Source organism: Gimesia algae (assembly GCF_007746795.1).
Taxonomy (GTDB): Bacteria; Planctomycetota; Planctomycetia; order Planctomycetales; family Planctomycetaceae; genus Gimesia; species Gimesia algae.
Genome location: NZ_CP036343.1, coordinates 4,129,357 through 4,141,832, shown reverse-complemented (window position 1 = coordinate 4,141,832; position 12,476 = coordinate 4,129,357). Strand labels below are relative to the sequence as shown.

At 47.2% G+C, this 12,476-nt stretch carries 12 protein-coding genes; all 12 read left to right on the top strand.

Annotation, left to right across the window (positions count from 1 at the left end; genetic code table 11):
• Positions 1-6: 6 nt before the first annotated feature.
• The 12 genes from Pan161_RS15320 to Pan161_RS15265 all read left to right on the top strand — a co-directional run bounded on the left by Pan161_RS15320 (position 7) and on the right by Pan161_RS15265 (position 12,243).
• On the top strand, positions 7-3,060 hold the full coding sequence (locus Pan161_RS15320) for a chemotaxis protein CheB (RefSeq protein WP_145228470.1): 3,054 nt from the start codon (positions 7-9) through the stop codon (positions 3,058-3,060).
• A 21-nt stretch (positions 3,061-3,081) separates the two neighbouring features.
• The gene (locus Pan161_RS15315; protein WP_145228468.1) at positions 3,082-5,361 is read left to right on the top strand and encodes a PAS domain-containing protein; all 2,280 of its coding nucleotides are present in this window, start codon (positions 3,082-3,084) and stop codon (positions 5,359-5,361) included.
• 21 nt (positions 5,362-5,382) lie between these two features.
• The gene (locus tag Pan161_RS15310) at positions 5,383-5,928 is read left to right on the top strand and encodes a sensor histidine kinase (RefSeq protein WP_145228467.1); all 546 of its coding nucleotides are present in this window, start codon (positions 5,383-5,385) and stop codon (positions 5,926-5,928) included.
• Positions 5,925-6,512 carry an ANTAR domain-containing response regulator gene (locus Pan161_RS15305; RefSeq protein ID WP_145228465.1) on the top strand — a complete coding sequence of 196 codons (588 nt, stop codon included), beginning with the start codon at positions 5,925-5,927 and terminating at the stop codon, positions 6,510-6,512. Before Pan161_RS15310 ends, Pan161_RS15305 begins: the two co-directional genes overlap by 4 nt.
• 595 nt (positions 6,513-7,107) lie before the next feature.
• Positions 7,108-7,560, top strand: coding sequence for a cytochrome C (locus tag Pan161_RS15300; protein WP_145228463.1), 453 nt, complete (start codon positions 7,108-7,110; stop codon positions 7,558-7,560).
• A gap of 461 nt (positions 7,561-8,021) precedes the next feature.
• Positions 8,022-8,258: a carbon storage regulator CsrA gene (gene csrA / locus Pan161_RS15295; RefSeq protein ID WP_145228461.1), complete on the top strand. Its 237-nt coding sequence runs from the start codon at positions 8,022-8,024 to the stop codon at positions 8,256-8,258.
• Between the two features lie 65 nt (positions 8,259-8,323).
• Positions 8,324-8,563 carry a dodecin family protein gene (locus Pan161_RS15290; RefSeq protein ID WP_145228459.1) on the top strand — a complete coding sequence of 80 codons (240 nt, stop codon included), beginning with the start codon at positions 8,324-8,326 and terminating at the stop codon, positions 8,561-8,563.
• 88 nt (positions 8,564-8,651) lie between these two features.
• Positions 8,652-9,122: an Hsp20/alpha crystallin family protein gene (locus Pan161_RS15285; RefSeq protein ID WP_145228457.1), complete on the top strand. Its 471-nt coding sequence runs from the start codon at positions 8,652-8,654 to the stop codon at positions 9,120-9,122.
• A gap of 229 nt (positions 9,123-9,351) precedes the next feature.
• Entirely contained in the window at positions 9,352-10,020 is a 669-nt protein-coding gene (locus Pan161_RS15280) for a response regulator (protein WP_232103247.1), read from the top strand.
• Positions 10,021-10,308: 288 nt separating this feature from the next.
• Positions 10,309-11,283 (top strand): magnesium transporter CorA family protein, encoded by a 975-nt coding sequence (locus Pan161_RS15275; protein WP_145228455.1) that lies wholly within the window; start codon positions 10,309-10,311, stop codon positions 11,281-11,283.
• Positions 11,284-11,355: 72 nt separating this feature from the next.
• Complete coding sequence (locus Pan161_RS15270) at positions 11,356-11,832, top strand: CBS domain-containing protein (RefSeq protein WP_145228453.1); 477 nt, start codon at positions 11,356-11,358, stop codon at positions 11,830-11,832.
• 123 nt (positions 11,833-11,955) lie between these two features.
• Positions 11,956-12,243, top strand: coding sequence for a hypothetical protein (locus Pan161_RS15265; RefSeq protein WP_145228451.1), 288 nt, complete (start codon positions 11,956-11,958; stop codon positions 12,241-12,243).
• The last annotated feature ends 233 nt before the right edge of the window (positions 12,244-12,476 follow it).

Sequence of the window (12,476 nt, the reverse complement as noted above, 5' to 3'; positions counted from 1 at the left end):
ACGGAGATGAGTGCTACTGTGAAGAAGCAAACCAAACGTAATTCAGCTACCAGTTCAGCGAAGGCCGGAAAAACGCAGGGTAAGGGAAAGCAAACCAAAAAGAAGCTGATAAAAAAGAATGGTGCTCGCAAAGCTCACACGTCCAAGAAACAACCTGATTCACCGGTGCAACCTGCTCATGCCTTTCCTGTAGTCGCAATCGGAGCATCAGCCGGTGGGCTGGAAGCGATGAATGAACTGTTTGACAACATGCCCGGCAATACCGGTATGGCTTTTGTAGTTGTAACACATCAACATCCGAGTCATACCAGTCTGTTACCCGAATTACTGGGTAAGGAAACCGAAATGCCGGTCATCGAGGCGACCGATGGTCTGAAGGTCGAGCCGAACCGTGTTTACGTCGGACCGCCCGGTGGGTATTTGGCGATCTTGAATTCCACGCTACATCGAATGGAAACCGGAGCAACGGCATCGCCTAAGCTGCCCATTGATTACTTCTTTCGGTCGCTGGCCGAAGACCAACAGGAAAAGGCGATTTGTATCGTTTTATCGGGCACGGGTACTGATGGCACGCTCGGACTGAAGGCGATCAAGGGCGCATCGGGGATGGCTATGGTAGAAAAACCGCAGTCGGCCAAATACGCGGGCATGCCCGCCAGTGCAATTGCCACCAATCTGGCCGATTACGTCCTGCCTCCAGCCGCCATGCCACAACAGCTTGTTGCATACGCCAAAGGGTCTTATTTAAAGGGGGCAGCTGTGGCCGCGGAAACACCAACGGTTTCCGCCGAGCCCATGCAGAAGATTTTCGTTCTGTTGCGCAATCGGACCGGCCACGATTTCTCATCTTATAAGAGCAGTACACTCCGCCGACGCATCGAACGCAGGATGAAAGTTCATCAACTCGATGATCCCAACCAATACGTCCGTTACTTGCAAGAAAATCCCCACGAAATCGACAACCTGTTTAAAGAAATGTTAATCGGCGTGACCAGTTTCTTTCGCGACCCGGAAGCGTGGGTCGCACTTGGTGAGGCTCTCCAGGAATTGATCAAAACACGACCAGACAATTACAACTTTCGGGCATGGATCCCCGGTTGTTCCAGTGGCGAAGAAGTCTTCAGCATTGCGATCATGTTACGGGAATGCATGGATAACCTGAAACGGCGTTGCGAAGTGAATCTCTTTGGAACCGACCTCGACGTAGAAGCCATCGAGCTGGCGCGCAGCAGCCAGTATCCGGATGGCATTGCAGTGGACGTATCACCGAATCGGTTGGAACGTTTTTTCGTGCGTGAAGATAGTAGCTATCGCGTCCGCAGGGAGATCCGCGAGATGTCAGTCTTTGCACCACAAAACGTGATCAAAGATCCGCCTTTCACGAAGTTAGACCTGATCTCCTGCCGTAACATGCTGATCTATATGAATGCCGACTTGCAAAAGCGGCTGCTGCCGATCTTTCATTACGCACTAAAACCTGGTGGTCTGCTCTTCTTAGGTCCTTCCGAGACCATCGGTTCGTACACTGATTTGTTCGAAACGATTGATAAACGCTGGAAGATCTATCGCCGCAAGGAGTGTGTATCGGCAATTCATGTGCTGCCTGAGATTCCTATCCAATCGATTGCTCACGAAGGAGATGAAGCCATTCCCGTGCCGACAGCCCCGCTCGCTAAAGAGACTCGTATCTCGACGATTATTGAGCAGTTGTTATTAGATCGTTTTGTGCCGGCGAGCATCGTGGTAAACGACCGAGGTGAAATTATTTATATCCAGGGACGAACCGGCGAATACCTCGAACCTTCTCAAGGCCAACCACGCCACAATGTGTTGGAGATGGCTCGCGATGGCCTGCGAATTGAATTGGCAACGGCCATGCGCCAGGCTACCACTCACGATAATGATGTCATTCGTGAAAATGTGTGTGTCAAATCCAACGGCGACTTCGTCCACGTTACACTTTGCGTAACGAAGATTAACGCACCCGAATCGGTAAGAGGGTTGTTACTCGTGACGTTCCAACCCATGTCCCATGCACAAAGTAAGCCACCCTCAATATCGTCAAAAAAACGAAACAAAGTAGTGGTCGACGACAACGCTGAAAAACGGGAACGGGAATTTCAATTCTTAAGGGAATCTCACCAGAGAACGCTTGAAGAGTTGGAAACTTCGAATGAGGAACTCAAGTCCAGCAACGAGGAATTGCAGAGCACGAACGAGGAATTACAAAGCACAAATGAAGAACTGGAGACCTCAAAAGAAGAAATGCAGTCCCTCAACGAAGAACTGACCACAGTCAATACTGAGTTGCAGTCGAAAGTAGACGACCTCTCGCAAGCCAACGACGACATGCAGAACCTGCTCAACAGTACCGACATCGCCACGGTTTTTCTCGATCGCGAATTGAACATCAAGCGTTTCACAGAACAGTCTACCGATTTGATCCGGCTCCGCCGGACAGATGTAGGCCGACCCATCACTGAGTTAGCCTCAAATCTGGAGTATGATGGTCTTCAGAAAGATTGCAGCGAGGTACTCAAGACGCTCGTCAGCAAGGAATGCGAAGTGCGCGACAAGAATGGAGAAGTTTATTTAATGCGGATCATTCCGTACCGTACTGTTGATAACGTGATCGATGGTCTGGTACTGACATTTGTGAATATTGATCGAACGAAAGCGATTGAACAGTTAAGCCGTGAGGCACGCGATTATTTCGAAGGCATTGTCAATACCATACATACGCCACTTTTGGTTCTCGATGACAGTTTGCACGTGGTATCGGCAAATTGCGCCTTTTACCAATTATTTCGTCTGCGGCCCAAGCAGGTCGAAGGAGAGTTAATCTACGAGATTGGAAACTCCGAGTGGGACATCGATTCCCTACGCGAGTTGTTAGAAGATATTCTACCGAAGAACACGACATTCGATAATTATGAAGTGAACGCAGAGTTTAGAAAGATCGGCCACAAAGTCTTTCTCTTAAACGCCCGCCGAATCCGACGCACCATGGGCCTGCCTGAAATGATCCTACTGGCGTTGGAAGACATCACAGAGAATTGACTTTAAAGGGGGCCTGGGGCCATGGCAAGGAAACAGAATGACGCATCAAATCCACCCAAAACTTTACGTGAGCGGGCGGAAGCGATGCTGAGAAAATCACGAGACGATGTTGCCGACATGGGAACCGAAGAGATTCAGGCTCTGGTCCACGAGCTTCAGGTTCACCAAATGGAACTGGAAATCCAGAACGAGGAACTTCGGCAGAGCCAGCATGAATTAGCGGAATCGCATGACCGCTATGCTGATCTATACGACTTTGCCCCGGTTGGTTACGTGACATTCGACGAAGACGGCGAAATTCTCGAAGCAAATCTGGCGGCCGCAAGCTTGTTCGGTGTGGAGAGGCAGAATTTTCTTGGAGTGAAGCTGTCCCGTTTTGTCATCCAAGATTCTCAAGATACCTTCTATCTGCATGAGCAGGCCGTCTTCTCCAGTGAGGCCAAACAGTCCTGTGAACTGGCCATGCATAAATTGGACGGCACACAACTCTTCGTGCAAATGGAAAGTATCAGATTTCAAGACCCAACCACTCATGCTAAACGTTGCCGCACGGCCCTCAACGATATCACCGAACGAAAGCATGCAGAGTTAAAACTTTCAGAGAGCGAGCGGCGCTTTCGGCGGCTCACCACTGCGGTCACCGATTACATCTTCACCGTCCGCTTGGAAAACGGTAAAGCAACCGAAACGATCCATGAATCGAACTGTTTCGCTGTCACAGGTTATACTGCAGAAGAATTCACGACCAATCCGATGTTGTGGATTAGCATGGTACCGGAGGATGATCGTGCGATAGTCAACCAGCAAGTCTCCATCATTCTTTCGCGACAAGAGGCACCATTGATTGAACACCGTATCCGCCGCAAAGACGGACAAATTCGCTGGGTGTGGAATGTGTCGGTTGCCCAGTATGACTCTGTCGGCCAGTTAGCATCGTATGATGGACTGATCCGTGACATTACAGAACAGAAAGAATCCGAAGGGAAAATTCAGAGGCTCAACGAAACGCTGGAGCAACGCGTTGCCGATCAAACGCACGAAGTAAAATTACTGGCCGAAGCAATGGCGAATCTGGCCGAAGGGGTGATGATCACCGGTGGCAATTTGCACTGGCCGGGACCACAGATCAAATATGTCAATGAGGCGATGTGCCAGATGACGGGCTATAGGGCTGAGGAGTTGATCGGCCAACCCCCTCGCATCCTGCAAGGAGAAAATTCTAACAAGGCTATCATTAAGCGGCTCCGGAATGACTTGTTGAAGAAACGTCCACACCTGTGTGAGATTGTCAATCACCGCAAAGATGGTACGCCGTACAACGCTGAATTGTTTATCAGTCCGATGTTTGATACCGAGGGAAACCACACGGATTTTGTTACCATCCTTCGCGATGCCACCGACAGGAAACTAAAAGAACGTCTGCTGCAAGAGAGTGTGGAGCGGATTCGTGCAATCTTGAATGGTACAGCCGATGCAATCGTCACCATTGACTCAAAAGGCTTGATTGTGGCGGCCAATTCAGCCGCTGAATTGTTGTTTGGTTACACCCTAGACGAACTCATCAATACTAATGTCAGTATCTTGATGCCGCCCCCCTATTGCGACGAGCATGATGGTTACATCACCCGCTACCTGGAGACCGGGGAGGCCAGGATTATTGGCGTGGGCCGCGAGTTGGTCGGACGCCGCAAGGATGGCACAATCTTTCCCATGGAACTGGCCGTTGCTGCGGTCGATCATCTGGGGCTCTTTACAGGTGTCATTCACAATATTAGCGATCGAAAAGCAGCAGAAGAATCGCTGCGGCGTGCACACGCGCTTAGCGAAAGCATCATCGATACGGCACAAGCTATTATTGTTGTGCTGGATACCGGCGGACATATATTACGGATCAACTCATTTCTAGAACAGTTAACGGAATACACCCAGAATGAAGTTCAGGGCAGAGACTGGTGCGAGACCTTTATCCCGGCTGAGCAACGAGACTGGATCCGCAAACTATTCGAAGACACCTCCAACGGTAACTCCACTGGCGAGAATGTGAATTCTATAGTAACCAAGAGTGGAGATCACCGTAAAATAAATTGGAGGTCAACAACCCTCAAAAATGACGACCACAATGTAATTGGTATCATATCCGTCGGAACAGACATCACCGAATTAAATCTGACTCAAGAAAAATTGCTTCAAGCCGGGAGGCTCTCTGCCATCGGCGAAGCCATGACGGGCTTGACTCATGAAAGCCGAAATGCCTTGGCCCGCAGCCAGGCAAATTTGCGACGAGTGTCACGGCGACTATAAGATCAGCCGGAACTATTGAAGTTGATCGAGGCTGCCCTCAAAGCCCAGGAAGACATGGGGCATCTGTTTGAGGAAGTTCGCCAGTATGCGGCACCAGTTCAATTGCACTTTCAGATGATCGACGTGGGACAACTCATCGACGAAACATGGGATCTGCTTACTCTGACCAGGAAGGGCCGGGATGTAAGATTACTACAGCCTGATACCGATCTCAATTTGGAATGTGAGATCGACAGATTTCATATACGAAATGCGATTCGCAACATTCTGGAAAACTCGCTGGCTGCCTGTGATGATCCTGTGGAAATAGACATTGATTTTTCCGAAGTGCAGGATACAAATCGTCGATTTTTGCGGATTGCAATTCGAGATAATGGACCGGGATTCACACCCGACCAAGCGAAAAAAGTCTTTGACGCATTCTACACAACCAAGACGCATGGAACCGGTCTGGGTTTATCGATCACCAAACGGCTAGTTGAGCGACATGGAGGCCAGGTGAAACTTGGTTCCGATTATCATAATGGGGCTGAAATCGTCCTCACTTTACCCAGGAGCCAACCATGAGCAAATCATTACGAATCGCGATTGCAGAAGACGAACATGAACTGCTTGTCGATCTCGAAGAAACACTGCACGAGTTTGGCCATCAGGTCGTAGCGAAGGCAAACAACGGCAGGGAGCTTGTTCAGCTTTGCCGAGAAACACGACCGGATTTGGTCATCACTGATATTAAGATGCCGGAAATGGATGGTTTAGAGGCAGCAGAGCAGATTCGCGATGAGAGTCCGCTCCCGATCATCATACTGTCTGCCTACCATGACTCAGAATTCGTAGAACGCGCACTCAAAGAAAATGTTCTGGCATTTCTGGTCAAACCTCTCAGCGACCAGAGTTTGAAGACCTCGATTACTTTGGCTATGCGTCGATTCAAGGAATTTCAACTTTTAGAGCAGCAGGCTATCGATCTCCAGCAGGCACTCGAAGATCGTAAAATCATCGAACGAGCCAAAGGAATTATCATGAGTCGTGCTGAGTTGAGTGAGCAAGACGCGTTTCGCCGACTGCAACTCCTTTCGAGCCAAAAAAACCAGAAGTTAGTGGAGATTGCCCACACGATTGTTGACGCTGAGGATTTATTCAAACTTTAAATTCACGAGAGTGACAGACTCTGGTAAATCCTTTTTTATGATAATTAATGATTTAGAAGCTTGACGTTTTGTAGATACATTCTTATCGTTAATAGTTGAAGCGAGTTCACTGATGACAGGTGGACTAAGATATTTGATCCCTTTCTGGAGACAGTGTCGCTAAGAAGGGTTAATTCTTGGGTAATGATAGCCCCTACCGCACGATGACGTGCGATAGGGGCTTTTTTTATGTACCAACGGGAGGGTTTCAATTGATGAGTTCATTCGTCGTCACGACAAGAACAGTGTTGAAGCAGGAGTCAATAAGGAACAGCTTGGTTCAGATTATATATCGGGCATTAGCCACCAGTGGTTTCTCTCAGATTCGCAGGATAAAAGTGAGAGTCCATGAATCGATGATGACGCTCTCAACGCCAGTGTCCCAGAACTATCTAACACAAACAGCACAAAACATAGCGATATATTACCAGGGTACTGAAATACTTCACAATGACGTTGAAGTTGTTGCAATGGATTTTTTACCTGGATAGATCCATAGCAGATCAATGATGCGTCAGTTACTGAGAATTTCCTTATTCTCAATGAAAGGAACACAATGCAATTTTCTGATACCAGCATACTGATCATTATTTCGTCACTGATATTCATTTCCGGATGCGATACGGGGCCGAAATCTGCGAAGGGCTTTAGTCTGCCCGAGGGAGATGCCACACAAGGAGAACAAACTTTCGTCGAATTGAAATGTCACGCATGTCATACGGTTTCCGATGTGAAACTTCCGGAAGTGGAATCAGAACTCTCAATTGGGCTGGGAGGCAAAGTCGCGCGAATCAAAACATACGGTGAACTGGTGACCTCAATTATCAACCCGTCGCACCGGTTGGCAAAAGGCTATCCGTCTGCCGAGATTGAAAGCGATGGTCAATCAAAAATGAAAAATTACAACGAAGCAATGACAGTAGACCAGCTGATCAATTTGGTGGCATTTCTACAGGCTCATTACGAATTGGAGGAGTATACGCCAACCTATTATCCCGTGATTCCCTGACAATTATTTGTCTGTATGAAACGCTACCCCAGGATTGTCATTTCACTTTGCAATGAGAAAGGAATACCCGTGAGCAATACCTTGACGCGAACAAATGCAAGCCGACCGGAAATCCAAGACGTAACGGACCACCAGAGGTTTACCAAAGATTTTTCTACTGAGTATGAATTCGATAAGAGCCTGATTGCTGAACTGTCAGCGACTCAAATCTCCCGGATGACATGTGCGGATTTAATCCGTTTGATTCGAGCTGTAAAAATGCCATTGCTCTACAACGATATCTCAAAGCACCTTGAATATTACGATCGCAAAACACTTGAACGGTTAGTCTATTTGTCGCGTCGTTGCTGTCGCAATCAAGGATACTGATCAATGAATCAGATGCGACTTGAAGGTGATTTTCGGTAGCGGGCTTGCTCATATTATTTCAGATATCCTCGCATGTTTTAGGAATAAGTAAAATGCTCATCCTGACCAGAAAGACTATGCAAAGAATTCGGATCGCCGATGACATTGAAATGGTTGTGCTTGATATCGGAGGTAAAAAGGTGCGGTTGGGTTTTAACTGCCCTAAAGAGATCCCGGTTCATCGCAGTGAAATTTACGACCAAATCCATCGTTTGCAGGATGAGACTATTCAGGAAACATTGGACAGTCACAACGAGCCTTCGGTTCCGAAGACCGTTTTAGAAAAGTAAGCGGAAAGCATTATCGTGGGTCTGCTCCCGAATATTCACAGGCAAAATCAGAGGAGTAAAATTGTATGGCCGTAATAAAAGTAATCGAACTAGTAGGGACTTCTCATGAGGGTTGGGAAGATGCTGTGAAACAGGTAGTCAAAGAAGCGTCTTCGTCATTACACGAAATCACGGGGGTCGATGTGGTCCATCAGACCGCCCTTGTGGAAAACGGAAATATCACGGAGTACCGAGCGACTGTCCATGTTGCGTTCATCGTCGAACATCACAGCCACCTCATAGGAATCGGAACCGCGACCAAGTAAAGCATATGAATTGGAATTCACCGAACGCTAGCGATGTGCTGGTGAGATAATGATTTTTTTAATGTCTATCAACAAAAGGAGAAAGAACATGTCCAAATTACTTCCTGCCCGAACTTCACAAGGGTTAACTTCCTGGTTCGGACGTGACCCAATCACCACGATACGTGAAGAAATGAATGATGTGCTGGGCCGGTTTTCGTCAGAAGGAAATGGCGACGGCTGGATGACAGGAGCATGGGTTCCTTCACTTGATCTCGCTGAAACCGATGGTGAAATTGAGATCAAGATGGAAGCCCCCGGAGTGAAGCCCGAAGAAATTGACATCGAAGTCAGAGCTGACATACTTCACATTAAAGGTGAACACAAAGAAGAAAAAGAAGAGAAAGGGAAGACCTATCATCGCATTGAGCGCCGAACAGGCTCCTTCAGCCGGTCCGTGGCGCTTCCTTGTGCTGTGAATGAGGATCAAGTCACTGCCGAGTGTCATGATGGAATTTTGACAATTAGCCTGCCAAAATCCGAAGAATCCAAAATGAAGAAAATCACGGTCAAAGGCTAGATCCGAATCAATCGCATCATGCTGAGACTTACCTGGTGCGGCGGCCTCTTTTTGCTGGAGGTCGCTGCCTCTTTTCAGACGACGCAAAGCTGGTTTCACCGACTACATCTCTGTGTTTAGCAAAGAGTCTGAATTTATAAATGAAGCTATGAATCGCCAAAAGTCGACCTCTTCTTCAAAACCCGGTACTTGATCACTTTATGAATAAAAATGTGAAAGGGCAATAATAATGATCTATCAATCAAATCAGCATAAAATGCGAGTCATGATTGTGGATGGTCACCCCATCGCCAGAGAAGGATATTCACGACTGATTGAAAGACAGCAGGATCTGCAAGTTTGCGCTGAAGCAGACTGTAAGGCCAATGCCATCAAGCAAATCATGCATGATTCACCTGATCTGATCATTATTGACATCTCATTGAAAGATGGTAGTGGGCTGGAATTGATCAAGGATATTAAGTCGCAATTCAAGCAGATCAAAATGCTGACAGTCTCAGGACATGACGAAACTCTGTTTGCCGAACGATCAATTCGTGCAGGCGCTCTGGGATACGTCAACAAAAAAGCGAATTCAGAGCAATTGATTAAAGCCATTTACCGTGTGTTGGAAGGGAAAGTATATCTCAGCTCCACCGTCGAAGAGCATATGCTCTGTCGTTCTATTGGTTCAGACAATTACTCAGACCAATCTCCGATTGATAGTCTCTCTAACCGTGAACTAGAGGTCTTCGAACAAATTGGTGATGGCGAAACCACACGTCAAATCGCTCAAAAACTGAACTTGAGTCCGAAGACTGTGGAAACCTATCGGGAAAATATAAAACACAAACTGAATCTGGAAAACGCAACTGCATTGGCCCGTCACGCGATCCAATGGGTTCTGAAAAAAAACTAAACTTCCCTGCCTGCCTGCCTTCGCAAGATTCAAAATTCTGGCAAATCCTGTAACAACCGGAATGCCTGTTTTTATCAACTCATAGCAGTGATCACCTTATCGAAAGCAGGTAATTAAGATATTGCCATAAAAGCTAAGGAGTGGACCCACAAGAATATTCCAAACTTAATGAACTGTCGGCCAATCTACGTCTGAAAAGCCAAGGTGAAGACTGGTTCGACATCAAAGAAGCCGACATCAATGACACGTGGGTACCGATAGAAATTAGATTATTTTAGCGGTGAATCCATGAAGACCGAGCAGATATTTCAACTCACGCCGGAACGTTGCTTAAATCGGTGCAAATTGACTGATGTCAACAGTCGACATCCTCAAGAAGCGACAGCGCCACCTTGTTGGATTAACAAGAACCATCGTGACACAGTGTCACTGCAATCGTTGCTTGAATCGATCGGCGTGCATCCGCTGGCAATTGAAGCGTGTTTGGATCCAACTCCCGCTTCTTTACTGGCCGTATATGGAAAGTCGCTCTTTATTGCCTTGCCAATCCACACGGCATGGGATACTGAAGAACGCACATTTTTATGGATTATTTGCCTACCTCGAATCATCATCACAATACACGAGGCCGATATCCCCGCGTTGCAGCAAATCATCGAACGCTATAGTGACGGCATGCGTTTTCACGGCGAAAACACGTCGGCAATTCTGTACCAGATTCTCGATCATGTGATTGACGAAGATATGATGTTCACGTTAAAAACGCGTGATGTCATCGACCGGCTGGATCAGTTACTCGATGACAATTTCGACAAGAAGTTGACAGAAGAAACTCTCCCGTTGAAACGCCAATTGACACGGCTAGCAGCTACATTCGAAGATCAACTGTACTGCGTCAGTTCGTTGCAAACGATCGACTCCGAATCGTTCAGCGTTTCAGAATTGCACGAATACTTTCGCGATGCATTCTTGCATTTGGAACATGCATCCCGTGTGATTGGTCGGCAGCTCGCTCACCTGAGTGCGATCGAACATCAATATCAACTCAATCTGCAGGATAAGACGACCGACCGGTTACGACTGCTAACTGTGACCTCAACAATTTTTTTACCATTGACATTGATTACCGGTATTTACGGCATGAATTTTCAGAAGATGCCTGAACTAGGTTGGCCCTATGCCTACCCTGCGGTAGTGAGCCTGATGTTACTGCTTGCCGTCGGAATGTTATGGAATTTCTACCGACGTGGGTGGTTTCAATAATACATTTTGCGAAGAATAATTTCGTGTAGGCTAAGCCACCGATAGTAGTCACAATCTTGAAAGTCAATAGCAATGAGTTTACTTGATAATAAGACCAGTAAGATTCGTATTAGCGAAGTCATTAAAGGGCTCGGCCCCCGCGATTTGACAGTGGTCCCGGAGAACGCGTCAATCGAAGATGTGATGTCCGCCATCGTGGACTGCCGGCACAGCCGTATGTTGAACGTCGTAAATGATCGGAAGGAACTCGTAGGTACAGTCTCTTTGAGTGCGCTGACCCGCCATGTTTTCGACCAAGATTACGAACCAACGATTCACGCGCGTTCCTTGATCGGGTTGCTTTCGCGAGAGACCGCGGGTGACATCATGCGAAAGCAGCCAATCTGTGCGACCGCTGAAGAAGAAATCGGAGTCGTCACACGCCGAATGCTTGCAGCGAATGTGAAAGAAATTCCGGTTGTCGACTCAGATAAGCGAGTCATCACAGATATTACAATCGTCGATCTCATCCAACACTTGTTGGCTTTGAAAGAGGGAGATTTGTTATAAGTACTGATTGGATCCTGTTAAGGCAATGAAGACCAATCCTAACATGCCACATGGAAACTTATCCTGTCTGATAGGCATTGTTCATAATACTATCGACTTGAAAACATTTGAAAGGATCGACATATGCCGCTGACAAAAGAAAAATTATTAGCTGTTGTCGTGCTGATAGTGAATGGAATTCTAGGTGCCGTCGTAGGAGACTTTTCAGACAATCGTTTATTCGAAGCGGCGTTTGCCATCTTGTTTTCGATACCAGGATTGGTCATCATCTGGAAGAGAGAGGTATTGTCCAAAACGGGGTTGACTCGCGGAATACTGCGAGACTCGCCTCCTGTGCTGCTTGACATCATAGGATGGTTCTTCCTGTTGGTGATTCCGACCCTCTACGTTTATGAACTCAGCAAACATTAAGACCGAACTGTGATAATCGAGTAACTGCAATTAACAACGCTAACCCAATGGATGTATTACGATCAACCATTTAAATAACGTACAGCACACTGCGAACCGGAACCACACTCAGAAGCTCGGCTTACCCGAACTACTAGCGATGGGCATCGGTGGAATGATTGGTGGTGGCATTTTTTCGGTACTTGGGATGGCTGTTAAAATTTCAGGCCATGCCGCACCACTCGCATTTCTTG

Coding starts and splice junctions, on each gene's coding strand:
- Pan161_RS15280 (WP_232103247.1), top strand. CDS start 9,352: ATGATCTATCAATCAAATCAGCATAAAATGCGAGTCATGATTGTGGAT.
- Pan161_RS15300 (WP_145228463.1), top strand. CDS start 7,108: ATGCAATTTTCTGATACCAGCATACTGATCATTATTTCGTCACTGATA.
- Pan161_RS15320 (WP_145228470.1), top strand. CDS start 7: ATGAGTGCTACTGTGAAGAAGCAAACCAAACGTAATTCAGCTACCAGT.
- Pan161_RS15270 (WP_145228453.1), top strand. CDS start 11,356: ATGAGTTTACTTGATAATAAGACCAGTAAGATTCGTATTAGCGAAGTC.
- Pan161_RS15305 (WP_145228465.1), top strand. CDS start 5,925: ATGAGCAAATCATTACGAATCGCGATTGCAGAAGACGAACATGAACTG.
- Pan161_RS15265 (WP_145228451.1), top strand. CDS start 11,956: ATGCCGCTGACAAAAGAAAAATTATTAGCTGTTGTCGTGCTGATAGTG.
- Pan161_RS15315 (WP_145228468.1), top strand. CDS start 3,082: ATGGCAAGGAAACAGAATGACGCATCAAATCCACCCAAAACTTTACGT.
- csrA (WP_145228461.1), top strand. CDS start 8,022: ATGCTCATCCTGACCAGAAAGACTATGCAAAGAATTCGGATCGCCGAT.
- Pan161_RS15275 (WP_145228455.1), top strand. CDS start 10,309: ATGAAGACCGAGCAGATATTTCAACTCACGCCGGAACGTTGCTTAAAT.
- Pan161_RS15290 (WP_145228459.1), top strand. CDS start 8,324: ATGGCCGTAATAAAAGTAATCGAACTAGTAGGGACTTCTCATGAGGGT.
- Pan161_RS15285 (WP_145228457.1), top strand. CDS start 8,652: ATGTCCAAATTACTTCCTGCCCGAACTTCACAAGGGTTAACTTCCTGG.